At 69.1% G+C, this 23046-nt stretch carries 26 protein-coding genes, 1 tRNA gene and 3 pseudogenes; 13 read left to right on the forward strand and 17 right to left on the reverse strand.

Features of this window, described 5'->3' with window-relative positions; genetic code table 11:
- Window positions 1-338: 338 nt before the first annotated feature.
- Window positions 339-551 carry a hypothetical protein gene (locus tag BLT59_RS12785; protein ID WP_091780156.1) on the reverse strand — a complete coding sequence of 71 codons (213 nt, stop codon included), beginning with the start codon at window positions 549-551 and terminating at the stop codon, window positions 339-341.
- Between the two features lie 242 nt (window positions 552-793).
- On the opposite strand from BLT59_RS12785, the gene BLT59_RS12790 reads away from it, so the two are divergent.
- The 4 genes from BLT59_RS12790 to BLT59_RS12805 all read left to right on the forward strand — a co-directional run bounded on the left by BLT59_RS12790 (window position 794) and on the right by BLT59_RS12805 (window position 3143).
- Window positions 794-997, forward strand: coding sequence for a hypothetical protein (locus BLT59_RS12790; protein WP_091780159.1), 204 nt, complete (start codon window positions 794-796; stop codon window positions 995-997).
- 106 nt (window positions 998-1103) lie between these two features.
- Window positions 1104-1361, forward strand: a complete 258-nt coding sequence (locus BLT59_RS12795) for a hypothetical protein (RefSeq protein ID WP_091780163.1) — start codon at window positions 1104-1106, stop codon at window positions 1359-1361.
- Window positions 1362-1499: 138 nt separating this feature from the next.
- The gene (locus BLT59_RS12800) at window positions 1500-2141 is read left to right on the forward strand and encodes a DUF47 domain-containing protein (protein ID WP_091780166.1); all 642 of its coding nucleotides are present in this window, start codon (window positions 1500-1502) and stop codon (window positions 2139-2141) included.
- A gap of 15 nt (window positions 2142-2156) precedes the next feature.
- Window positions 2157-3143: an inorganic phosphate transporter gene (locus BLT59_RS12805; protein WP_091780169.1), complete on the forward strand. Its 987-nt coding sequence runs from the start codon at window positions 2157-2159 to the stop codon at window positions 3141-3143.
- Between the two features lie 56 nt (window positions 3144-3199).
- On the opposite strand, the gene BLT59_RS12810 is transcribed toward BLT59_RS12805, so the two are convergent.
- From BLT59_RS12810 to BLT59_RS12825, 4 genes are all read right to left on the reverse strand, one after another.
- Complete coding sequence (locus BLT59_RS12810; RefSeq protein ID WP_091780172.1) at window positions 3200-3532, reverse strand: GCG_CRPN prefix-to-repeats domain-containing protein; 333 nt, start codon at window positions 3530-3532, stop codon at window positions 3200-3202.
- A 70-nt stretch (window positions 3533-3602) separates the two neighbouring features.
- Window positions 3603-3866, reverse strand: coding sequence for a GCG_CRPN prefix-to-repeats domain-containing protein (locus BLT59_RS12815; RefSeq protein ID WP_091780175.1), 264 nt, complete (start codon window positions 3864-3866; stop codon window positions 3603-3605).
- Between the two features lie 183 nt (window positions 3867-4049).
- On the reverse strand, window positions 4050-5423 hold the full coding sequence (locus BLT59_RS12820) for a sensor histidine kinase (protein WP_091780178.1): 1374 nt from the start codon (window positions 5421-5423) through the stop codon (window positions 4050-4052).
- A complete protein-coding gene (locus tag BLT59_RS12825) occupies window positions 5423-6157 on the reverse strand; it encodes a response regulator (protein ID WP_091780181.1) in 735 nt (244 codons plus the stop codon). The genes BLT59_RS12820 and BLT59_RS12825 overlap by 1 nt, the downstream gene beginning before the upstream one ends.
- A gap of 246 nt (window positions 6158-6403) precedes the next feature.
- On the opposite strand from BLT59_RS12825, the gene BLT59_RS12830 reads away from it, so the two are divergent.
- The gene (locus BLT59_RS12830) at window positions 6404-7480 is read left to right on the forward strand and encodes a tartrate dehydrogenase (RefSeq protein ID WP_091780184.1); all 1077 of its coding nucleotides are present in this window, start codon (window positions 6404-6406) and stop codon (window positions 7478-7480) included.
- A 56-nt stretch (window positions 7481-7536) separates the two neighbouring features.
- Here the strand turns inward: BLT59_RS12830 and BLT59_RS12835 are convergent, their stop codons facing one another.
- Window positions 7537-8592, reverse strand: coding sequence for a zinc ribbon domain-containing protein (locus BLT59_RS12835; protein ID WP_091780187.1), 1056 nt, complete (start codon window positions 8590-8592; stop codon window positions 7537-7539).
- A 221-nt stretch (window positions 8593-8813) separates the two neighbouring features.
- Window positions 8814-9140, reverse strand: a pseudogene (locus BLT59_RS12840) (DDE-type integrase/transposase/recombinase); the annotation flags it as partial.
- Between the two features lie 195 nt (window positions 9141-9335).
- Between BLT59_RS12840 and motA the strand changes: the two are divergent.
- The 3 genes and pseudogenes from motA to BLT59_RS12855 form a co-directional block, all read left to right on the forward strand.
- On the forward strand, window positions 9336-10199 hold the full coding sequence (motA, locus tag BLT59_RS12845) for a flagellar motor stator protein MotA (protein WP_091780190.1): 864 nt from the start codon (window positions 9336-9338) through the stop codon (window positions 10197-10199).
- A gap of 22 nt (window positions 10200-10221) precedes the next feature.
- The gene (locus tag BLT59_RS12850; protein WP_091780193.1) at window positions 10222-11082 is read left to right on the forward strand and encodes a flagellar motor protein MotB; all 861 of its coding nucleotides are present in this window, start codon (window positions 10222-10224) and stop codon (window positions 11080-11082) included.
- A 76-nt stretch (window positions 11083-11158) separates the two neighbouring features.
- Window positions 11159-11503: pseudogene (locus BLT59_RS12855) on the forward strand (IS3 family transposase); the annotation flags it as partial.
- Window positions 11504-11688: 185 nt separating this feature from the next.
- On the opposite strand, the gene BLT59_RS12860 reads toward BLT59_RS12855, so the two are convergent.
- Both BLT59_RS12860 and leuC read right to left on the reverse strand, forming a co-directional pair.
- Window positions 11689-11773, reverse strand: a tRNA-Leu gene (locus tag BLT59_RS12860).
- Between the two features lie 67 nt (window positions 11774-11840).
- Window positions 11841-13253: a 3-isopropylmalate dehydratase large subunit gene (gene leuC, locus BLT59_RS12865; RefSeq protein WP_091780196.1), complete on the reverse strand. Its 1413-nt coding sequence runs from the start codon at window positions 13251-13253 to the stop codon at window positions 11841-11843.
- Window positions 13254-13507: 254 nt separating this feature from the next.
- On the opposite strand from leuC, the gene BLT59_RS12870 reads away from it, so the two are divergent.
- Window positions 13508-14473, forward strand: coding sequence for a 2-hydroxyacid dehydrogenase (locus tag BLT59_RS12870; protein ID WP_091780201.1), 966 nt, complete (start codon window positions 13508-13510; stop codon window positions 14471-14473).
- Complete coding sequence (locus BLT59_RS12875) at window positions 14470-15360, forward strand: AprI/Inh family metalloprotease inhibitor (RefSeq protein WP_091780205.1); 891 nt, start codon at window positions 14470-14472, stop codon at window positions 15358-15360. Before BLT59_RS12870 ends, BLT59_RS12875 begins: the two co-directional genes overlap by 4 nt.
- Before the next feature lie 48 nt (window positions 15361-15408).
- On the opposite strand, the gene BLT59_RS12880 is transcribed toward BLT59_RS12875, so the two are convergent.
- The 4 genes from BLT59_RS12880 to BLT59_RS12895 all read right to left on the reverse strand — a co-directional run bounded on the left by BLT59_RS12880 (window position 15409) and on the right by BLT59_RS12895 (window position 18670).
- Window positions 15409-16026: a cytochrome b gene (locus BLT59_RS12880; protein ID WP_091780208.1), complete on the reverse strand. Its 618-nt coding sequence runs from the start codon at window positions 16024-16026 to the stop codon at window positions 15409-15411.
- Between the two features lie 67 nt (window positions 16027-16093).
- Window positions 16094-16681: an NAD(P)H-dependent oxidoreductase gene (locus BLT59_RS12885; protein ID WP_244513963.1), complete on the reverse strand. Its 588-nt coding sequence runs from the start codon at window positions 16679-16681 to the stop codon at window positions 16094-16096.
- A 163-nt stretch (window positions 16682-16844) separates the two neighbouring features.
- Window positions 16845-17504 (reverse strand): class I SAM-dependent methyltransferase, encoded by a 660-nt coding sequence (locus BLT59_RS12890; RefSeq protein ID WP_091780211.1) that lies wholly within the window; start codon window positions 17502-17504, stop codon window positions 16845-16847.
- 2 nt (window positions 17505-17506) lie between these two features.
- Window positions 17507-18670, reverse strand: coding sequence for a glycosyltransferase (locus BLT59_RS12895; protein WP_091780214.1), 1164 nt, complete (start codon window positions 18668-18670; stop codon window positions 17507-17509).
- A gap of 137 nt (window positions 18671-18807) precedes the next feature.
- Here BLT59_RS12895 and BLT59_RS12900 point away from each other — a divergent pair, with 137 nt between their 5' ends.
- Window positions 18808-20052 (forward strand): DNA topoisomerase IB, encoded by a 1245-nt coding sequence (locus BLT59_RS12900; protein ID WP_091780217.1) that lies wholly within the window; start codon window positions 18808-18810, stop codon window positions 20050-20052.
- 33 nt (window positions 20053-20085) lie between these two features.
- Here BLT59_RS12900 and BLT59_RS12905 read toward each other — a convergent pair whose 3' ends face one another.
- Window positions 20086-20772, reverse strand: coding sequence for a LuxR C-terminal-related transcriptional regulator (locus BLT59_RS12905; protein ID WP_091780220.1), 687 nt, complete (start codon window positions 20770-20772; stop codon window positions 20086-20088).
- 364 nt (window positions 20773-21136) lie between these two features.
- Window positions 21137-21367 (reverse strand): diguanylate cyclase, encoded by a 231-nt coding sequence (locus BLT59_RS31800; protein WP_244513968.1) that lies wholly within the window; start codon window positions 21365-21367, stop codon window positions 21137-21139.
- Between the two features lie 152 nt (window positions 21368-21519).
- Between BLT59_RS31800 and BLT59_RS12915 the strand changes: the two genes are divergently transcribed.
- Entirely contained in the window at window positions 21520-21876 is a 357-nt protein-coding gene (locus tag BLT59_RS12915) for a hypothetical protein (RefSeq protein WP_091780226.1), read from the forward strand.
- Here BLT59_RS12915 and BLT59_RS12920 read toward each other — a convergent pair.
- Entirely contained in the window at window positions 21848-22237 is a 390-nt protein-coding gene (locus BLT59_RS12920) for a hypothetical protein (RefSeq protein WP_091780230.1), read from the reverse strand. The two genes, BLT59_RS12915 and BLT59_RS12920, sit on opposite strands and share 29 nt — an antisense overlap.
- 144 nt (window positions 22238-22381) lie before the next feature.
- On the reverse strand, window positions 22382-22612 hold the full coding sequence (locus tag BLT59_RS12925) for a hypothetical protein (protein ID WP_091780293.1): 231 nt from the start codon (window positions 22610-22612) through the stop codon (window positions 22382-22384).
- Between the two features lie 244 nt (window positions 22613-22856).
- Here BLT59_RS12925 and BLT59_RS12930 point away from each other — a divergent pair.
- A pseudogene (locus BLT59_RS12930) lies at window positions 22857-23046 on the forward strand (Holliday junction branch migration DNA helicase RuvB); the annotation flags it as partial.

The raw sequence follows: 23046 nt of genomic DNA on the forward strand, positions 1-23046 counted from the left end.
ACCGTTCCGGACTGGGGACGTTGCCCGACGGGTCGGTGATCCGCACGGCCTCGTAGCCGGCCGCGATCCACGATCTGCCAGCTCCACCGCGCTCGCGGCCCGTTTTCGGGTCTGCCGGAGATCGCCGCGCCGGGCCGAGGCCGTGATGACGTACTGCGACGGTTGAGGAGTGACATCTGTCACCGCGCCATCTCGGGGCGATGGCGACCGGCCGCAACCTAGAACGCCGGAGATCGGCCTGTCTCCGAATATTGTTCGATCTAAGCTCGGCCGGCGAAGCTCTGGTCCGCTCGCGCTGCTTGCCGCCTACCCGCCTGTGCGGGGCCGGGGCGGCAAACCTACGCGGCGACCGGCAAGGCCGCGACCTCGCAGCTATCCGCGCGCAGGCGCCAGTCGATGACCTGAGCGCCCGCGCAGAGAAGCGCCTTGGCCTGCCAGACGGCCGACACCTCGGATAGCGCCTGGACCAGGATCGCGTGCTGCCGCACCCGGTGCTCGTGCCCGGTATCGTCCGCGACTGTCCTGTAGAAGGTAACGCGATAGAGGCGCATGGTTCGGACTCCGGTTCGGCCCGAGGATCGTCGGAGACCGGGGCGGCACGCGCATTGATCCTGCGCAAGGACAGCGCGGCGCCGTCCGCTGCAGGCGCATCGGCGCGACGCAATCAGTTGTAGACAATCGAATACAACGCGATACCGGGCATTGATTGCATTCGCGGGAATGGTCTAGCTTCATCCGCGATCGACCGCGGCCCAGAACGGTCTGCGGCGGGGCTCCGGTCCGGGAGTGCCTGATGTTCGAGAGCGTGTTCTGGGGCGCGGTGCTCGTCGCGCTGATCGGGTCGGCCGTTTTGGTGGCGATCGGCGCCAGCGTCCAGCCGCGGTTGGGTCGCAAGATGGAGGTGGATCCCCGCCTCTCCGATTCGCGCCGGACCTTCGGGCGCAAGCGGCGCTGGCCGCGGACGACGCGGCGCCTCGGCCCGCTCCCCGTGCGGTGACGGCCGCTGCACCAAAGACGTACATCTCCCGCTGCCGGCACGCGTGTTAGCCTCCGGGCGACTGCGGAAATGCAGTGTTCACGCCGTCCTGGAGGAATCGGTACTGATGAGCGTGCGTCAGATTTGTGATCAGGTTCGGATCGCCGAGCAGGCCTTCACCGCCGCCCTCGGCAACATGAAGGCCGCCGGCCTGCGCGAGGCGCTGAGCCGCGAGCTCCAGGAGATGGAGAGCGCCGAAATCGATGCCGGGCAGGACGCGGCCTCGGCGCGGTCGGCCTCGTGGAAGCGAGTCAAGATGCTTCACGGGCTCGGCTACCCGGTGGATTTCGGCTGGCTCCACGCCGCCGCCAGTCCGGCCCGCTGAGCGGGGCCGCCCGCCGGCCGGCAGGGCCGCCGGACGATTGTTTGCCAACTGCCGGATCGGGTCGGTGTCCTCGCCCGTTGTGCCTGCCGGGTGTTCTCGCGCCCGGCCGACACGCCGACCTCTCGATCCGGACACGACATGCTGGCTTGGTTTCGCGCCCTGATGCCGCGGGAGGACCGGTTCTTCGATCTCTTCGAGCGTCACGGAAGAACGCTCGAGGACGGCGCGGCCGCCCTCCGGGCGCTTCTCGACGGCACGCAACCGATCCCGGCAGCCTACGCGGCGATCGCGGCCCACGAGGATGCAGCGGACGCAATCACCCGGGAGGCGCTGCTGGCGGTCCGCCGGACTTTCATCACACCGTTCGACCGCGGTGACATCCAGGCCCTCGTCGGCTCCCTTGACGATGCGATCGACCAGATGCTCAAGACCGCCAAGGCGGTCCAACTCTTCGAGGTGACCACCTTCGAGCCGGCGATGCGCGAGATGGGGGCGGTCATCCAGGAGGCCGCGCAGGTTACCGCCGCGGCCCTGCCAAAGCTGCGGGCGCTCGGCGAGAACGCGGCCGCGCTGAACGGCCTGACCGAGCGCGTCATCGAGCTGGAGGGTCGCGCCGACGACCTGCACAATGACGGGTTGAAGGCCCTGTTCAAGGCGTCGGGGCGGGACCCCATGGCCTTCCTCGTCGGGTCCGAACTCTACGGCCATCTGGAGAAGGTCATGGACCGCTTCGAGGACGTGGCGAATCAGATCAGCAGCATCGTCGTCGAACACGTCTGATCCGCAGGTCGCCGCGTGACGCTCCTCGTCGTCCTCATCATCCTCGCCCTGGTCTTCGACTTCCTGAACGGGCTGCACGATGCCGCCAATTCCATCGCCACCATCGTGTCAACGCGGGTGCTGGCGCCCCGCTACGCCGTGTTCTGGGCGGCATTCTTCAACTTCGTGGCCTTCCTGGTCTTCGGCCTCCACGTCGCCGGCACGGTGGGCTCGGGAATCATCGATGTCTCGGCCGTCGACGACCGGGTGATCCTGGGGGCGCTCGGCGGCGCGATCACGTGGAACTTGGTCACGTGGTATGCCGGCATCCCGTCCTCCAGCTCCCACGCCCTGATCGGCGGCCTGCTCGGCGCCGGCATCGCCAAAGCGGGAATAGGGGTGATCGTCTGGCCCGGCGTCATCGCCACCAGCGCCGCCATCGTCCTTTCGCCCGCCCTCGGTTTCGCCCTCGGGCTGCTGCTGATGCTGGCGGTCTCGTGGATCTTCGTCCGCTCGACGCCGCACGCCGTGGACCGGCTGTTCCGAGCGCTGCAATTCGTCTCGGCGTCGCTCTACTCCCTCGGCCACGGCGGCAACGACGCTCAGAAGACAATGGGGATCATCGCAGCCCTGCTCTACGCCCATGGCGAGAGCGGGGCCTTCCACGTGCCGCTCTGGGTGGTGCTGTCCTGCCAGACTGCCATGGCACTCGGCACCCTTTTGGGCGGCTGGCGCATCGTCCACACGATGGGCTCGAAGATCACGCGCCTGTCGCCCATGCAGGGCTTCTGCGCCGAGACAGGCGGCGCCGCGACGCTGTTCGCTGCGACGGCCTTCGGCATCCCGGTCTCCACCACCCACACGATCACGGGCGCCATCGTCGGCGTCGGCGCGGCGCGCCGGGTCTCGGCGGTCCGCTGGAATGTCGCGCAGGGCATCGTGATCGCCTGGGTGATCACGATGCCGGCGGCGGCCCTGGTCGCGGCCCTGACCTACGCGGCATCGGGCCTGGTATTGCCGTAGGACGGGCGGTATTCCGGCTGCGACCCCCCACGAGCGGGACCGGGTTCGACGCGGGGTCACCAGCGATGGTGCCATCCGCCGTGATGCCAGCCGTGATGCCAGCCGCGATGCCAACCCCCATGCCACCCGACATGGCGGAAGCCGCCCCAGTGGTAGTCGCCGCGCCAGGCGAAACGGCGGTGCCAATGGTAGCCCGAGTGCCAGCGATGGCCGCCGACGCGCGGATAGACCGGGATGTAAACGAACGGTCGGTATCCGAGATTCGGCCGGCACCAACCGTAGATGTTGCGATGGAAACCCGGTCCGCAGCCGTCGCGCGCCTCGGCGCTCGAACCGGCCATCAGGACTCCCGCGGCGAGCGCCACGGGCATGACGAAGGTGCGGATCATGACTCAACTCCATGAGCGTCCGGCCTCGCGGCCGGATGAGGAACGAGGTGCGATCAGGCAATGCGGCGCTTCAGTTGGGCCAGCAGCGGCGGCCGTAGGGACCGATGTGGAAGCCTGCCGGGCACGAGACGCCGCGAACATAGCCGCCCCACTGGCCGCCCGGACGGCAGCCGCCCCAGGGGCCACGATGCGCGTAGGGGCCGCAGCCGCCATAGACCTGGATGATCTGGGCGCCGTCGAAGCCGGTGGAGACCGCGTCCTGGACTAGCGGCAGCGCCGAGGCGGGGGCAGCGAGGCTGGCGAGGAGGGCGGCCGGAGCGAGAACCTTGAACATCGGTGATCTCCTTCTGCTCGATCGGGCAGGCGCGGCCTGTTGGCCGGCTGCCCCCGCCAAGACGGAGGATCCGCCGCGGCGTGTAAGCGAAGGTTTGTCCGCGCGCGCTTCCCAGATGTGACCGCGACGCGCCGTCCTGTAACGATATGTAACGGCCGGTTGCGCGTCCGTACCACCCGCCCTTCAGGGCAGGCTCGGTAGGATCACGACGAGACGCGCGCCGCCGCGCGCGCTGGCTTCCGCTACAACAGTGCCGCCATGGGCCTCCGCGATCTGCCGGCTGATGGCGAGGCCGAGGCCGGTTCCGCCGGTCTGCCGGTTCCGCGAACGCTCGACCCGGTAGTACGGGCTGAACACAGCCGTCCGCTCCGCCTCGGGAATGCCCGGGCCGTCATCCTCGACGACGATCCGGCAGATCGTCCCGGCCCGGCTCACCGCAACCGCCACCGAGGAGCGTCCGAATTTGACGGCGTTCCCAATCAGGTTGGCCACGACGCGGCGCAGGGCGACCGCGTCGCCTGCCACCGTGGCGTCCCGCACCTCCTCGCCGATCAGGCTGATGGTGGCGCCCTGGGCGGCGTGCTCGGCTACCTCGACGGCGACCAGATCAGCGAGATCGACGGGCGCGCGGGTCGCCTCGACTGCGGTACCGCGGGCAAATCCCAGGGAGGTCTCGATCAGCTCGGTCATGGCGTCGAGATCCGCCACGATCTTCTCCCGGAGCGCCGGCTCGGCCACCCCTTCGGCACGCAGGCGCAGCCGAGTCAGGTAGGTCTTGAGGTCGTGCGAGATCGCCCCGATGAGCAACGAGCGCTCGGCCATGAGGCCGGCGATCCGCTCCTGCATGCCCTGCACCGCCTGGGCGAGGCGCCGAATCTCGGGGGCACCACGCGGAGCGCTGACCTGTTCCGGGGCGCGGCCGTCGAAGCGGGAGACGGCGTCGGTGAGGCGCCGCAGCGGGGCGAGTTCGTGGCGCGTGCCGACCAGCACGAGACCCGCCGCCGCGGCGCCGAGCACCGCCACCCAGAGGCTCAGCGGCTGGCCGAACAGCCACGGCATGAGCGAGCGGTGACGTTCGGCCGCCGTGATCACCACGAACCGGCCGTCGGGCAGCCGGTAGGTCGCCATTGCGAGGCGTCCGACCGGTCCGATCCGCTCCGCCTTGTCGATGTTGGCCGGGTCGACGCCGCGGCGCAGCAGGGCGGTGTCGGTGTAGGCCTGGACGCGGTCGGCCGGCTCGGTCGTCATTTGGCGAAGCCGGGTTTCGAGCCGGGGCTCGCGGATCAGGTCGGCCGTATCGGGCGGCACATCGATGATCTCAGCGCGCAGCGCCTCACCGCTCACCGCCTTCAGGATGGCCATCCTCTGGGCCGGATCCGCGTCGCGCAGCAGCGTCATGATGCCGGCGGCCTGATCGACGCGCGGGAAGCGCGAGCCGGAGGGCCAACGCTCCTGCCGGCGTTGCCAGTGATCCACGGCCACTGTGGCGAGGACGAGCAGGGAGAGCGCTCCCAGCAGGAGCAGCATGATCCGCCCGAGTAGCCCGACGCGGCCCATCACGCAGTTCCGGAGCGGACCGGTGCAGCCAGGATGTAGCCGGCATTGCGCACGGTCTTGAGCAGGGCAGCGGTCCGGCTGCCCGAGGCGTCGAGCTTGTGCCGAAGGCGGCTGACCTGAACGTCGATGGTGCGGTCGAAGGCGTCGGCGGTCCGGCCGCGGGTCCAGTCGAGGAGCTGGTCGCGCGAGAGCACCCGCTGCGGCCGTGTGACGAAGCAGTGAAGCAGGTCGTACTCGGCGCTGGTCAGCGGGATCTCGGCGGCCGGATCACCCGTGGTCACCGTGCGGGCCGCCAGATCGACAACGAGATCGGCGATGCTCACGCGTTCGGGCGCGGCCTCGGCGGTTGGCACGCCGGTGCCGTGGGCCCGTCGCAGGACGGCGCGGATCCGGGCCAGCAGGACCCGCGGGTTGAACGGCTTCGAAACGTAATCGTCGGCCCCCATCTCCAGGCCGAGGACCCGGTCGATGTCCTCGGCCTTCGCGGTGAGCATGACGATGGGTGGCCCACCGGATTGGCGCAGGCGGCGGCAGATGGACAGGCCGTCCTCGCCCGGCAGCATCCAGTCGAGGACGACGAGGTCCGGTTGAGGCCCTGATCCGAGCAGCCGGTCGAGGCCGGCGGCGCCGTCGAGGGCGACGATACGAAACCCTTCGCCCTCCAGATAGCCGGCGAGCAGGGTACGAATTTCGGCATCGTCCTCGACGATGGCGATGGTGGTGCCCTCGTGCATGGGGCGAGCATAGGGACGGCCGCCGGGACGGCAACGCGAAATTGCACCGTGTCACAAAACGTTACACGGGCTTCCGAGCGCGGCCGGGCGGTCCCCTCGGAGGCACCGCGGAGTTGCCGGCGGCCCACGCCTCACTAACGAGGGCGCTGCCGATCCGGGGCCGCGGCGGAAAGCCGGCCGATGATCGCTCGTCTCGACGCAACCGGCCGCGGCGCCAGTTCTCCCCGACAGGCTCGGAGATCCATCATGAAGACCTATACCATCGCGGCCATTCCGGCGGACGGCATCGGCGTAGAGGTCATCGCCGCCGGCATCGAGGCGCTCGACGTCCTCGCCGAGAAGGCCGGAACGTTCCGGTTCCGCTTCGACCGGTTCGATTGGGGCTCGGATCATTACAAGTCGCACGGGGTGATGATGCCGGCCGACGGCCGCGATCAGATCCGGAACCACGACGCGATCTTCTTCGGCGCCGTTGGCGCGCCGGACGTGCCCGATCACATCACGCTCTGGGGCTTGCGCCTCGCCATCTGCCAGCCCTTCGACCAGTACGCCAATGTCCGGCCGACGCGAATCCTGCCGGGCATCACCAGCCCGCTGCGCAACGTCTCGGGTCCGGAACTCGACTGGGTGATCGTCCGCGAGAATTCGGAGGGCGAGTATGCGGGCGTCGGCGGCCGGGTTCATCAGGGCCATCCGAACGAGGTCGCCACCGACGTCTCGATGATGACCCGATCAGGGGTCGACCGGATCATCCGCTACGCCTTCGCGTTGGCCCGCACCCGGCCGCGCAAGCTGCTCACGGTCGTCACAAAGTCCAACGCCCAGCGGTACGCCATGGTGATGTGGGACGAGATCGCGGCGGAGGTCGCCCGGGATTTTCCTGACGTGACCTGGGACAAGATGCTGGTCGACGCCATGACCATGCGCATGGTCACCAAGCCCGAGACCCTCGACACGATCGTGGCGACGAACCTGCACGCCGACATCCTGTCCGACCTCGCGGCGGCGCTCGCCGGTTCGCTGGGCATCGCGCCGACCGCCAACATCAATCCGGAGCGGACCTTCCCGTCGATGTTCGAGCCGATCCACGGCTCGGCCTTCGACATTGCCGGCAAGGGCATCGCCAACCCAATCGCAACCTTCTGGACGGCGTGCCAGATGTTGGAACACCTCGGCGAGAAGTCGGCGGCCGACCGGTTGATGCGCGCGATCGAACGGGTCACCGCCGATCCGAACCTTCACACCCCCGATCTGGGTGGGCGGGCGACGACGCGGCAGGTCACCGCCGCGGTCATCGCGGCGATCCGGGGCGACAACGCCTGAGGGGCGCAAACCGTCGATCCGCTGCGCGATGATCCAGTCCGTTGATGGCGCGCCCGCTATGAGATCGGGGTCGCGAGATCCGGGCTCGGGGTTCCGCAAGCTCTGCAGAAGCGCTCAAAGGTGCTCTTGCGCTGCGCGCAGGCTGGGCAATGCGCGAAGATGCCCAACCCGCAATGGGGGCAGAAATTCGTGCCCGCGTCGTCGAGGGCGATCGGCCGCTCGCAGCCGGGGCAGGCCTTCTTGGCGAGACGCGCCAGGGCTTGGTCGGTGGCGATCTCGGTGCGCCTCTCCGCGTCCGGACGCGCCTCAACCGCGGCCTGCCGCGCGCGGTAGGCGTGTAGCGCGTTGATCGCCGCGCGGCCCGCCACCAGTGTGACGATCACGCCGACACCGTACTGCACGTAGCCGCCGTAACTCGGCATATACGGCACGAGTTCGACGAAGAAGGCGAAGGCCGCCGCCAGTGCGAAGCCCCAGACGAAGGGCCAGTTGCGGGTGTGACGGCGCTTCAGCAGGAGCCATCCGGCAAGGGCCAGCAGCGGTAGCGTCAGGGCGAGCCGGTAGGCAAAGACGCGCAGCTCCTGGCCGCGCTCGGCTGCATCGAGCCGCTTCTGGGCCACCGCCCGCAGATCGTTGTCCACCCGCAGCTGCGCCGCCTCACGCTCCGACAGGGCGAGGCCCGTCCGCGCCAGGGCCGCGAGGCGCTCCTCGATGGTGCGCTCGGCGGCTTTGAGCGCGTCGAGTTGCTGCGTGCGTGCGATCAGGCCGGGATCCTGGTCGACGCGCTGCGTGGCGTCCCGGGTCTTCAGCCAGTTGGAGAAGGTTTCGCGCGCGCCCTCGGACGCGGACTGAGCGGCCTCGAGGGCGAGCTGGTCCTGCTCGACCTGCCGGCGATTGTCGTCCTGCTCCCGACGGATCTGCTTGAGGGCCTCAGCCGACGACGTCCCCTGGTCGGTGTCGAGGAATTGGTCGAGGGTATAGCGGTGCTCCACCTGGGGTAAATCGCCGACGACGAGCGATCCCAGACCGATGAGGAACCACGCGAAGAGCAGTGCGACGAGCCACAGTGCCAGCGTGAACCAGCGTTCGGAGAGCCTTGAACCGGAACGCACGTGAATCGACCTCGCCGAGAACCCAAGCGGAGCCTTATACCGCGCAGCGTGCATCGGGCCAGGGAAGTCGATCTGGCGGCGGGAGCATCGGGTCGGCGTGCGCCGAACCGATCAGGCTGGGAACTCGGGTGAGCCGCCCAGGACGCCCGCATCCTAGAAACAACAAAGCCCGCCAATACGTCGGCGGGCTGCTGTGAGGTCTTTGGTGCCCAGGACAGAAGTGAAGGAATCCCATGCTGCAGGTGCTTGATGACGTAGCGGGTTGGGGCCCCAGGTAGCATTCCCTGACCCCGGCTATCAGCGATGGATGGCGGGTACGGACCAGCATCATCCGTGCCGATGCGATCTGGGGCGCGGTGGGGCTTATCCTGGAGCACTTTGCGGCCGAAGCGCTTGGCGGCACCGAGATCGCGGCTGGCCGTGAGCAGGATGTCGAACGCCTCGCTGTGCTTGTCGATGGCGCGGTTCACGGCGGCCTGGAAGTGCCGGCGCCGGAGGACGCCGCGAGCGTCTCGCTTCAGCTTGAGAGCAAGCGCGTTCAGGATCATCGGCCGGCTCCGGTGATGGAGCGGCTGCGGCGCCCTTCACTTCAGGTCACACCTACTCCACCAAATGCCGGGACCGGGAATCATATAATCCTCCGGCCGCTGCTCTAAACGCGCCGTTAACCAAGATCAGTGATTTGCCAGATCATTGGTAGCTTCGCGCGGGCTGTACCTTCCGCCGCGCAAGGATGGCAAATTATGCGGCTGATCGTCGGCACCTTGATCGTCTTCGCCTGCGTCTTCGGCAGCTACGCGGCGATGGGTGGCCACTTGGTGGTCCTTTGGCAGCCGTTCGAGTTTGTCATCATCCTCGGAGCAGCGATCGGTGCCTTCATCATCGGCAACACCGGGCCGGTGCTCAAGGCCGTGCCCGCCATGCTGGGCACGCTGGTGAAGGGCCCCAAATACAACCAGCAATCCTATGTCGAACTGCTTGGAATGCAATATTCACTGTACAAGCTTGCCAAGCAGAAGGGTTCGATGGCGCTCGAGCCGCACATTGAAGATCCGAGCCAGTCGACGCTGTTCAACGCCTTTCCGACCTTTGCAGCAAACCATCACGCGGTCGAGTTCGTCTGCGACTACATGCGTATGGTGACGCTGGGCGCTAACAACGTCCACGAGATAGACGCTCTCATGGATGAGGAACTTGAGACGCACCACCAGGAGCAGGAGCGTGTCGTTTCGGCCATGCAGTCGCTCGCCGACGGAACACCGGCGCTCGGCATCGTCGCTGCCGTACTCGGCGTTATCAAGACGATGGGAGCGATCAAAGAGCCGCCGGAGGTGCTGGGACATCTGATCGGCGGCGCGCTCGTAGGCACCTTCTTTGGCGTTTTCGTCGCCTATGGCTTCTTCGGGCCCATGGCGCAGTCGCTCAAGAGCCTCTTCGAGGCCGAATCCAAATACTACCTATCACTCAAGGCTGGCCTGCTCGCCCACATCGCCGGGCAGCCGCCGGTAATGGCGGTGGAATTTGCCCGCAAGTCTCTGATGAGTGACGTCCGCCCGACCTTCAACGAAGTGGAAGCGGCAACCGCCGCTCTTCCCGCCCAGAATTGACCCGATATCCGACAGGGATGCGATGACCACGATCATCATCAAGAAGGTCAAGAAGGCCGCCCACGCGCATCACGGCGGGGCCTGGAAGATCGCCTATGCGGACTTCGTGACCGCCATGATGGCGTTCTTTCTGCTGATGTGGCTGATCAGCATGACGACGCAGGAGCAAAAGATCGGCTTGGCGGAATACTTCTCGCCGGCGGCTTTGAGCCCTGCGACCAGTGGCGCTGGCGGAATACTGTACGGCTCCGCCCTAGACACTTCAGGCAACAAGCCATCCACCCCCCGCGACGCGGAGAGGGGCTCTGCCGAGCGGGAGGACAGAGCGCGCCAGACTAGTCCGGGCCGCGCCAGCGATCTCGATGCCAGCCGCCCGGCCGCCAGCGTGGAGGCCAACTACAGCGCCATAGCCAGCCTCCGGCAGGCGCTCCAGTCGATGCCCGACATTGCCGAGTTGTCCCGTAACATCGTGATCGAGCCGACCAAGGAGGGCGTGAACGTTTCCCTCGTGGACCAGGACGGCCGCTCCATGTTCCGCGAAGGCTCTGTCGAAGCCTACGACCGCACCCGTCGCGTGCTGGAGGCGCTCGCGCCCGCCATGCGGCGGCTGCCCAACCGCCTGTCCATAACCGGCTACACGGCCGCCACGCGCCCAGGCCTGGGGCGGGCCGTCGAACCCTGGAACCTCTCCGCCGGGCGTGCGCTCGCCGTGCGCGAGATCCTGTCGGGTGCCGGGGTTCCCAACGACAACTTCGCTTCCGTGGTGGGACGCGCCGACACCGAGCCGGTTTTCCCCGACAATCCCTACCTCGCGCCGAACCGACGGGTGACGATCACTCTCCTGAATGCGAGCCCGCCAGTGCCCCCGAACCTTCTTCGCTGACGACGATAAGCCTCGTCCCTGCGGTTTACCCCGCTCGGAGTGGTGCGCCCACACACCTCGCAGCGCGGCGACCGCGGCACCAACGCGGATGCGCATCTGCGACCTGGCCAAGAGCCGGGTGCGCTACGGCTATTTCCGGATCTACATCCTGCTGCGCCGGGAGGGCTGGCGGGTGAACCATAAGAGGGTCCACCGCCTCTACCGGGACAAGCGCCTCAGCCTGCGGCTCAAGCGACAGCGCCGGCATGTCAGTGCAGCACAGCGGGAGCGTCAGCCTGCGGCACTCCGGCCGAACGAGCGCCGGTCGATGGACTTCGTCTCCGACGCACTGTTCGATGGCCGCGGGGTGCGAGCCCTGACGGTCGTCGAAGCATTCATGCGCGAGGCTCTGGCGATCGAGGCCGACCAGGGCATCAAGGGCTAGCAGGTCGTGGCGGTCGTCGCCCGCTTGGCAGTCTTTCGGAACAGCGCAACCTACACGCGGACGGCCAACCGGGCTCGGATGGCCCGTGAAGCGCGAAGAACCCCCGCACCCTCGGATCAGGAGTCCCAACCCTCAGAAACAACAAAGCCCGCCAATGCGTTGGCGGGCTGCTGTCAGGCATTTGGTGCCCAGGAAAGGACTCGAACCTTCACCTCTCGCGAGACTGGTACCTGAAACCAGCGCGTCTACCAATTCCGCCACCTGGGCTCGCCGTCGGCCACTGGCCGGCGACGGCTCCGTTTAGGCAACGGAGCCGTCGCCGTCAATCGGGATTTCAGCCCTGCGGCCACTCCCGGATGTCGACGAAGCGTCCGGCCACCGCCGCGGCGGCCGCCATGGCCGGCGACACGAGGTGCGTGCGCCCACGCGGCCCCTGACGGCCCTCGAAGTTGCGGTTCGACGTCGAGGCGCAGCGCTCGCCCGGACGCAGCTTGTCCGGGTTCATGCCGAGGCACATGGAGCAGCCCGGCTCGCGCCAGTCGAAGCCCGCCGCCTTCAGGATCTTGTCGAGACCCTCGGCCTCAGCCTGCGCCTTCACGAGCCCGGAGCCCGGCACGATCATCGCCGACACGCCGTCATGCACCTTGCGGTCACCGACGACCCGCGCGACCTCGCGAAGATCCTCGATGCGACCGTTGGTGCAGGAGCCGATGAAGATCCGGTCCAGGGTGATGTCGGTGATCCGGGTGCCCGGCGTCAGGCCCATATAGGCGAGCGCCTTCTCCTTGGACTGCCGCTTGTTCTCGTCGGCGATCTCGGACGGATCCGGCACGCGGCCCTGGATCGAGATCACGTCCTCGGGGCTCGTCCCCCAGCTCACCAGCGGCGGTAGATTGGCCGCGTCGAGGCGAACCTCGCGGTCGAAATGCGCGCCCGCATCGGTGACGAGACTCTCCCAGTAGCGGCGGGCCGCGTCGAAGGCCGCGCCCTTCGGCGCCTTCGGACGGTCCTTCACATAGGCGAAGGTCGTCGCGTCGGGGGCGACCATGCCGGCACGGGCCCCGCCCTCGATCGACATGTTGCAGATCGTCATCCGGCCCTCCATCGAGAGGGCGCGGATCGCCTCGCCGGCATACTCGATGACGTGGCCGGTGCCGCCGGCGGTCCCGATCTCGCCGATGATCGCCAGGATGATGTCCTTCGCGGTCACGCCGGGCGGCAGCGTGCCGTCGACGGAGACGCGCATGTTCCTGGCCTTGCGCTGCACCAGTGTCTGGGTGGCGAGCACGTGCTCGACCTCCGAGGTGCCGATGCCGTGGGCCAACGCCCCGAAGGCACCGTGCGTCGAGGTGTGGGAATCGCCGCAGACGATCGTCTGGCCGGGCAGCGTGAAGCCCTGCTCAGGTCCGATGATGTGGACGATGCCCTGGCGTCGGTCGAGGGCGTCGTAGAACTCGATGCCGAAGTCGCGCACGTTCTCGGCGAGCGCCTCGAGCTGCGTGCGGCTCTCGGGATCGTCGATCCCCTGCGAGCGGTCTGAGGTCTGGACGTTGTGGTCCACGACGGCCAGCGTCTTCTCCGGATGGCGCACCTTACGGCCGGCCACGCGGAGACCCTCGAACGCCTGCGGACTCGTCACCTCGTGCACGAGGTGCCGGTCGATGTAGAGGAGGCTGGAGCCGTCCGGCTGGACATCGACGACGTGGTCGTCCCAAATCTTGTCGTAGAGGGTGCGCGGGCTGGTCATCGGTCTTCGTCTTCGGCGAGTGGGGTCGGTGCAGAACTCTCGCGATGATGCGTGATCCTTAGTAGGCATCGCGCGCGGTTTTCGAAAGAGGCGAGCCCTGTGCCGGTCGATGGGCCGCCCGGCTGATCCGTGCGGGTGTCACCAAGGTGTCACCGCCGGTGGCGTCGGCGCGCTGGCGCGTCACCCCGCACAGGCTCTATGCCGGGACGGGGAGACGGCCTGCACTGACGAACGGCCGAACGTGGGAGTGAACGATGGCTGAAGCCCCGGTCGAGATCCTGTTGCTCCGGAAGATGCACCCGCTCGTGGAGAAGGCCTTCGCTGGACGGTACGGGGTCCACCGGCTGGCGGACGCCGCGGATCCTGAGGCGCTGCTCGCCGAGATCGGGCCGCGGATCCGCGCGCTCTGCGTCGGCGGCGCGGTCGACGGGGCGCTGATGGACCGGCTGCCGAACCTCGAGCTGATCGCGAATTTCGGGGTGGGCTACGACGCCGTCGACGCCGCCGGGGCGCAGCGGCGCGGCATCATCGTCACCAACACGCCGGATGTCCTCACTGACGAGGTCGCCGACCTCGCCCTCGGCCTCGTCCTCGCCACCCTGCGGCGGATCCCCCAGGCCGACCGCTACCTGCGGGCCGGCCACTGGCCCAAGGCGCCCTTCCCGCTCACGGCGTCCCTGCGCGGGCGGCGGGTTGGCATCCTTGGTCTCGGCCGGATCGGGCGGGCAATCGCCCACCGCCTGGAGAGCTTCGGCGTCGAGATCGACTATCACGGCCGCAGCCGGCAGGCGGACGTCCCCTACACGTATCACGATACGTTGATCGGCCTCGCCCGCGCGGTCCATATCCTGATCGTGGTGGCGCCCGGCGGCGCCGACACGCGAAATCTGGTGAACGCAGCCGTGCTGGAAGCGCTCGGCCCCGAGGGCATCCTGATCAACGTCGCCAGGGGCACCCTCGTCGACGAGGCGGCACTGACCGCCGCCTTGAAGGCCGGGACGATCATGGGCGCCGGCCTCGACGTGTTCGAGAACGAGCCGCACGTACCCGCAGACCTCGCCGCCCTCGAGAACACGGTGCTGCTGCCGCATGTCGGCTCGGCATCCGAGCACACCCGCGCGGCGATGGCCCAACTCGTCGTCGACAACGTCGTCTCTTGGTTCGAGGGACGGGGTCCGCTGACGCCCGTCGCCGAGACACCCTGGAGACCGACCGCGTGAGACAGGCTCTGGCCGCCCTGCTGGCCGCATCGGCGCTGATCGCGATCGCCGCGATCGTCCGACCGGCAGCCGCCCAGGACGTGCCCGCCGCCGCCGAAGAGGCCGCTCCCCCGCCTCCGCCCCCGCCCGCGGGGACGCTCGCGGCGCCTCCGGTTCCGGTCGCACCGCCGAGCCTGCCCGACAGGCTCGGTCAGGTGCCGGGAACCTGGGACCTGTCCCGGGACGGAACCAACCGCCGCTGCGTCATGACGCTGGTGCTCGACAGCGGCGAGGCGGGGCAGCGGCTGCGTTTCCCGGCCGGATGCCGCCGGGCCCTGCCGGTCCTGAACGCGGTCGCCGGCTGGCTCTTCGTCGACGGCGCGGTCCGCCTCGTCGACCGCAACGTCCGCCCGGTCCTCGACTTCGCCAAGCGGCCGGACCAGCGCAGCCTCGTGGCGCAGGCCGAGGGCGGCGAGGGCTACAGTTTCGTTCCCCTCGACATCGTCGCGATGCGACCGGCCGATGCGGTGGCCGCGCCCGAGACCGCGCCGGCTAATCCGACGAGCTCCTCCCCGCTCCAGACCGCGGCTCCGGTCCCGGCTGAGCTGCAGCCCGCGGCGACCGTCTCGGCGGGGCCTGCGCCCGGCCTCTACGCCCTCGATCGCGTCCAGCAGCGCGATACATGCCGGATCACCCTCGACGGGAGCGGCGGCGGCGTGCACATCGTCCCGGGCTGCCACGACAGCGGCCTGGAAGTCTTCGACCCGGTGCGCTGGCGTTACGTGAACGGTCGGATGACATTGACCGCCAAGCGCGGCCACAGCATCGACCTCGTGCCGAGCGGCGACGGCCGCTGGCGGCGCGACCCGGAGGTCGGCACCGCCTTCGTCCTGCGCCGCGTCGACTGACCACAGAGCGGACCGGCGCCCGGAACCTCGAGACCGCCGGTTGATGCGTCAGCGGATTCGCCCGCGGCCGTCCTGCACGGGGAGCATCCGCTCCAGAAGTCCGTCCCGCCGGACTATCAGGTGCCATGCCGTCCCGGCGACGTGCAGCAGGACCAGGGCGTACACGAGCCACTGGCCGAAGACGTGGATTGACTCGAAGACCTTCTGGCTCGCGTCGTCCTTCGGGAGCCCCGGGATCGTGAACAGCCAGAAATACGGCGTGTCGCGCCCGGACAGCGCGCTCAGCAGGTAGCCGCTGATCGGCATGATCAGGAAGATCGCGTACAGCAGGTAGTGGTTGACGCGCCCGATCAGCGTCAGGAGCCGGGGCGCCTGCGGGTCCGGCGGCGCGGGCCGGACCATCCGCCAGACGATCCGCAGGACCACGATCGCCAGGATCGTCAGGCCGACCGACTTGTGCAGCACGAACATGCTGCCCTTGGCGGGCGTCGGCGGCAGGCTGATGGCGACCCAGGCGAGCGGAAGCACGGCCAGGACCAGGGCGGCGTTCAGCCAGTGCAGAGCCTGCGACACCGGATGGTAGCGCGGCATTCCGGAAGCCGTGACGTAGGTGGCGGGCAGCGCGGTTGGCGCCGCCTTGCCGGCCAAGATCGAAGAGCCTGACATGATCCCTCGCGGATGAGCGTGGTCCGTCTCCGATCTAGGGCCCGCCGCAGGCCGGGGGAGTCTCCCGTCAGGCGGATGCGCCGGTCGCGGACGTCCGCGATACGTCGAGCAGGGCGGCGAGCTCTGCGGCCGCTGCGCGAAGCCTAACCGCCACGGTCTCGTCGACGATGCGGCCGTCTACCAAGTCGTCAGAGCCGGCATAGACCGAGGTCGGTGCGACATGAGCCGCGAAGAAGCCAAACAGCGGCCGGAGCCCATGCTCGACCACGAGGGCGTGGCGCAGGCCGCCGCCCGTCGCAGTCAGCGCCACCGGCATACCGATCATCCGGGCTGGATCGACGAAGTCGAAGACGTGCTTGAACAGCCCGGCATAGCCGCCCTGATAAACCGGCGTGCCGACGATCAGGGCGTCCGCCCCCTCGATCGCCTCGATGAGGCGCGCTGCGGGCGCCGACAGGTCGTCGCGCTGCGTCGCGCCGAGGCCTGGGCCGGCATCCATGAGGTCGTAGACGGCGAGATCGATCCCACGCAGGCGCCCGAGCTCGGCACCAAGGGCCTCGACCAGGATGCGGGTGCGCGAGGGCCGCTTGGCACTGCCCGAGAAGGCGACGACGCGGGCACGGCTCGGCTTCACACTCGACTCGACACTCACCACGAAACCTTCCGCCGCAGCACGCCCCGATCCGGGCCTTCAAACACTCTGGCGCATGCGCGGCACGCGACACGAGTCGATTCGACGGTAACGCATTCCCGCGCCGGATAAAGCCTCGGCCGGGCCGCGTGGGCTGCGGTCCGGCGTGACCGTCTCGACGAGTCCGTCATCCGCGGAGCCGCCAGACATGGCTGCGCTTGATCTCGGCATCCTCGAGTGCGCGCGAGACCGGCACCGCGTAGGTCGCGAGGCAGTCGAGGCGGTTCCGCGGCAGGTAGGTGCGGCCCGGATCGCCAATCAGCACCGTGACGCCGCGCGCCTGCAGGCCGACGAGCCAGGCGATCACGGCCTCGGCCAAGTCGCGCTCGTAGAACACGTCGGCGGCCAGGACGAGATCGACCTGCGGATCCGTGACGAGGAGATTGTCGGAGACGGCCGCAATTCGGTCGCCGACGCCGTTGGCCGCGGCATTCAGCTGGATCGCCGCCATGGCGTAGGGGTCGAGATCGCTGGCGACGACGTGGCGCGCCCCGGCGCGGGCCGCCGCGATCGCTACGAGGCCGGACCCCGAGGCGAAATCCACGACGCGCGCCCCGTCCGCGACGTCCGGGTTGTCAAGGACGTAGCGGGCGAGCGCCTGGCCGCCCGCCCAGGCGAACGCCCAGAACGGCGGCGGCAGCCCGATCTCCTGCAATTCCTCCTCGGTGCGCTGCCAAAGATCCGTCGCCTCGTCGGCGACGTGCAGGCGGATCTCGGGCGCATGGGGGACAGGCAGCAGGCGGGTATTGGTGCGGATGAAGGCGGCTGGATCGTCCGGTACGCGCACGATCAGGCGTCCAGCAGGTCGCGCCACACGGCGCGGACTTGGTCGGTCACCGCGTCCTCGGTGAAGCCCCCGGTCTCGATCCGGGCCCGCGCGGCCGCGCCCAGGCCGGCGACGAGACCGGCATCGCCGCTCAGGCGTACCAGGGCGGCGGCCAAAGCCGGCGCGTCGTCGGGGGGAACCAGCAGGCCCTCGACGCCGTCGCGCACGAGGCTGCGGCAGCCCGGAACGTCGGACGCGACCAGCGCCCGGCCGCAGGCGGCCGCCTCCAGCAGCGTCCGCGGCAGGCCCTCGCCGCCGCGGGAGGGCAGGCAGGCGACGTGGTGACCGGCCCAGACCGCCGCCACGTCGGTCGTCGGCCCGTGCCAGACGATGCCGTCGCGGCTCCAGGCGCGCAGGGTGTTGGCGTCGATCGCCCGCCGGTTCGATGGGTCCGGCGCGCCGTACAGCGCCAGCTCCACCGGCGCGCCCTGGGTCCGGGCGAGACGGACCGCCTCGACGGCGACGTCGATCCCCTTCGACCAGAGCATCCGGGCGACGACCGCCACCCGCAGCGGCGGCATCGGCGGCAGCGGTTGCGGGACGAGGATCGCGGGATCGACGCCGGCGCCGCCCACCACGGTCACCGACCGGTCGAGCGGATCGAGGCCCAGCGCCAGGGCGTCGTCGGGATTCTCGAACAGGAAGCGCGTCCGGGACGAGGCCAGTGGTCCCCGGATCAGCGCGCGCAGGGCGAGGCGCGTAGCCCGCCCGAGCCGGTCGCTCCGGGCTCCGACGAGGCCGAGGCCGGTCAGGGCGAAGACCCGGGACGGGATGCCCGCCATGGCGGCGGCTGTGCCGCCGACCAGGATGCCGCGCAGGGCGATGCAGTGGACGATGTCGGCCTTCAGCGCCTTGAGGATCGCCGCGAGCTGCCCGGCCGCGTAGCCGGCGGCCATGGGGTTGAGGCTCGCCCGCTCGGCCTCCAGGGGGACGACCTGCGCGCCGGTCGCCTCGATGGCGGCCCGGTGCGCGCGGACCCGCGTCACCACCGCGACCGAGAGACCCATGCCGATGGCGGCGCGGGCCATCGGCAGGAAATGCGAGGCGAAGAACCAGTCCTCGGTCACCACGAAGACCAGGCGGCGCATTGGAACGGGCATATTCCCGGGGGCGGCATCGGACTGCATCCGCCCCCTCTAGCACGACGGCGGGGCTCGTCCTGCGGCGGATGTGCAGGCCCGGAACGGCGGTCCCGTGCCGCCGGTTGTCCAAGGCCGTCTCGCCCGGCGTGGCAGCCGGGCGGCGTCGATGGGAGGGGCTGTTCATGGCGTGTGTCGAGACGGCGGAGAGCGGCGGAGACCTCCGCGCCGCGGCCGAGGAGGCCGGGCTCGTCTACGTCGATGACGGCCGGCCCGGGCTGACCCGCCGCCGCAGCGGCACCGGCTTCCGCTACCTCGACGCGAAGGGCGCGCCGGTGCGCGACAAGGCGGTGCTGGCCCGCATCCGCAGCCTCGCGATCCCGCCGGCCTACACGGACGTCTGGATCTGCCCCCGCCGCAACGGCCACATCCAGGCGACGGGCCGCGACGCCAAGGGACGCAAGCAGTATCGCTACCATCCGGACTTCCGGCAGGCGCGCGAGGCCAACAAGTTCTCGCGGATCATGGCCTTCGCCGACGCGCTGCCCGGGATCCGCCGGCGCGTTGACGCCGACATGAAGCGGCCGGGCCTCTCCCGCGACAAGGTGCTGGCCACCGTTGTCCACCTGCTCGAGACCACGCTGATCCGCGTCGGCAACGACGACTACGCGCGGACCAACAAGAGCTACGGCCTGACGACCCTGCGCGATCCCCATGTCCGGATCGAGGGGGCGGCCCTGTCGTTCCGCTTCAAGGGCAAGAGCGGCAAGACCTGGGACGTGTCGCTGAAGGACCGGCGGGTCGCCCGGATCGTGAAGGCCTGCCAGGATCTGCCGGGCCAGGAGCTGTTCCAGTATCTCGACCCGGACGGCACCCAGCGCGACGTCACCTCCTCGGACGTGAACGCGTATCTGCGCGAGATCACCGGCGAGGACTTCACCGCCAAGGATTTCCGGACCTGGGCCGGCACCGTGCTGGCGGCGCTGGCGCTGCGGCAGTTCGAACATTTCGACAGCGAGGCGGGGGCCAAGCGCAACATCCGCACGGCCATCGAGAGTGTCGCCAGCCGTCTCGGCAACACGCCGACGATTTGCCGCAAGTGCTACATCCACCCGCACATCCTCGACAGCTATCTGAAAGGCGGCCTGCTCCTGCAGGTCAAGGATGCAGTCGAGTCCGAGCTGAGCGAGGATCTCTCCCGTCTGCGGCCCGAGGAAGCGGCTGTGCTCGGGCTGCTGCAGGCGCACCTGTCCGCCGCCGAGGACGAAGCCAAGGCCGGTGAGGTGATCAAATCGGCAGGTGCGCGCGGAAGGGGGTCGCAGAAGCCGCGGGACAAGGCGGCGCCGGCAGCCGCCAAGTCTCACGGTTCCGAGCCTGGGCCGAAGACGAAGCGGGCATCTTCGGCCCGGCGGTCGGCCGTGGCCGCCTAGGAGACAGTCCCTGCGAGATCACCTGGACGCCCGTCAGTGCCGGGACTGGTTGTCGTTGCCCGGCGAGCGGCTGTCGGTGCCGCGCCGGACCTGCTCGCCGGTCTCGACCACGGGTGCCAGCCCGAGCTGACGGGCAAGGGAGACCAGATCCTTCAGACGTCCAGTCTGGGTCTTACGCCGAAGGTTGAGTCGGTGGGTCTCCACTGTGCGGACGCTCAATGCCAAGCGCCGCGCGACTTCCTTGTTGCTGAACCCAGAGCTGAGGAAACGCAGAACCTCCGCCTCGCGGGGCGTGAGCCCGAGGCTGTCGCCCACTTCCGCCGGCATGGCCACCGGCTGCTCCGGGGGAACCAGGCAATCTGAGCCCTCCGCCAGGGCGAGCAGCGCCGCGCCGAGCTCGCGAGGCGACTTGGAGCGCGCCACGAAGGCGTCGGCACCCGCGGCCAGCAGGGTGCGAAGGTCATCCGCGGTAAGGGCACCGAAGGCGACCAGCGTGCGGAGGTTCGGCTGCCGCTCCTTCAGGGCGACGATGCGGGCGAGACCATCGGCCAGCCGGATCTCGTCGAGAAAGACCAGGGCGACGTTGCTGCCGGCTTCGGCGCGATCGAGATCGGCCTCGCTGATGGTGTGGAACTCGGGCATGTGCTCCAAAGTGGCGCGCACCGTCGCGCTCAAGTCCTCCGGCTCATCCAGGATCAGGACGCCAACGGCCGTACTCATGACCTTGCACCTCTCTCTCCCGGCTTGATACAGGCGGCTGGGATCGAAGGCGAAGTTCCAAGATCCATTCCATCTAGAACTGACGAATATTAAGCTTTATATTGGCAAAATCGCTGCCTCGAGACGGATACTCGGTGGATCGATGCGCCAACTCGGGACGAAGGCGGGACATCCCTGGGCCGACTGTGCCAAAATGGGCCAGCCGCTTTACTTCAGCCTGCGACGGCGCGGACACGATCGCCCTGATCGATCACGACACGGTTTCGGCCTCCAGCTTTGGTCGCGGAGAGGGCAACATCCGCCCACTTGACCAAATCCGCGACGCTGTCGCCGGGCTGACATGTGCTGGCGCCGAAGCTGCAGCTCAGCCCAATCGGGCCACGTGCCCCGCGGATTTGCAGGGCCTGGATCCACGTCCGCAGGCGCTCGGCATGCGCCGCCTCCGCGAGGCACAGCACGGTAGGATAACGGCGAATTCCTCACCGCCAAGACGCCCGGCGATCCCCTCCCCCGCGCGCTGATCGGCCACAGCCTTGATCGCCAAGTCGCCGACATCGTGGCCGTGCTCGTCGTTGATGCGCTTGAAAAGACCGATATCGAGGAGGATCGCCAAAACGGCGCCGGTCCACCGGCTCTGCTCCACGGCACCGCGCGCGGTTGAAGAAGGTGTGCCGATTGTAGGATCCGGTTAGCGGATCCGTCTCGGCGAAGCGGATCAATTCAACACCCAGTGGAGCTCACCCCTGTATGAGCGTGGCCATTACCACTCCGGATCGACGCTATATCGTTGTTCGCGAACGTCTGTGGCGACGCGCGAATCCCGACCTGCCGGAAACCTGCCGGACCGCACTGGTGAAGCGCCTGATGACGGCGCGACGGGGCGTGAAGGAGGCCAAGCAGTCCGAGCGGGCGGGCGAGCCGAGCGCCGCGGACGCGCTTGCTTCCGCCAGAGCCGAGGTTGACGCGGCGAAGATCGCGCTCGGCGAGCGCGGGCCGGTCTGGTGGACGGACGGCGCCCCCGATTTCAACCGCCACCTCGTCCGCAACACGCCCTACGCGGCGTGGTTCGCGGCGCTCAGCGCCGGGGGACCTGAACCGCGATGATCCGAGCCCCCGCTGCCGGGTCGGCGACGACGGCGCGCCCACCGCGGTGAAGATGGGGGGCGGCATTGATCACCGTCAGGGTCGGCTGGGCCGCCGGAGCGGCCGGGATGCCCGACACTGTCGGGACGCCGTAGGTGCCGTAGCTCCAGGGGCTGGGCACGATCTGGGTCGGACGCGGCACGCGGGTCAGCGGGGCGCCGATATAGGTGCCGCGCACGAACTCGCCGGCGAACCCCGGATCACCGGCATAGCCGGGCGCGTAGGCGACCGGTGCGTAGGGATCAGCGCTCCGAAAGGTCTGCGCTGAAGCGGGCGTTGCCGCGGCGAGGACGAGCAGGGTTAGGATCATCCGGTTCGCCATGGGCCGGCTCCGATGGGTGTCGGCGCGCGGTCCGCGCCGGATGCGAGGCCAACGGGCCGGATCACCCGCCGTTCCGCGTCTCCAGTCGTGCAGAGTGCGTAACAGGGCCGTCTGCCCAGCCAATAGGCCCCGCGTGCGGACCGGTTACCGGCAGGTGGTGATCCGCCTGACAACCCAGCCCTCGCCCTCGATCCATAGGCGACGGCGCGCCCGGCTGCAGGTGGCGTCGTCGTCACGCTCCACCGAGGCGGGATGAACCTGCGGATTGGCTTCGGCGACCTTGGTCTCGGCCGGGCCGTTGGCGGCCTCGGCCGCGAGCGGCACGGCCAGCATGGCGGCGCCGGCTGCGGCGGCAGCGATCGTACAGAGTCTCATGGGGAAATGCGCCCTGCGGCCGTGCTTGGAGGTTTGGTCCATGAATGCACGGGCCGAGGGTTCGGTTGCATCGATGGCGGCGGCCCGTGCACCAGCTCACATCCCCGGCTGCGCGCCCGGCCACAACGCTTAGACTTCCCGCCTTTCACGGGTAAGGAAGAACAAAACCGGACGCGCCGGTGCCCAGCCGTCCTGCGAGGCCGTCGATCGCGGGCCGCGCGGCACGGTCCACGAAGCAGGGTTCATGAGCAAGCCGAAGCCACCGACCAACGCGCTCCTGACGCCGGAGAAGCGCACCGAAGACGTGGATCAGACGATCCGCCCGCTGAGCCTGTCCGAGTTCATCGGTCAGCGGGCGGCGCGGGCGAACATGCAGGTGTTCATCGAGGCGGCGAAGAAGACGGGTCAGGCGCTCGACCACGTGCTGTTCGTCG

The sequence above is a fragment of the Methylobacterium sp. UNC378MF genome, from assembly GCF_900103195.1.
Taxonomy (GTDB): domain Bacteria; phylum Pseudomonadota; class Alphaproteobacteria; order Rhizobiales; family Beijerinckiaceae; genus Methylobacterium.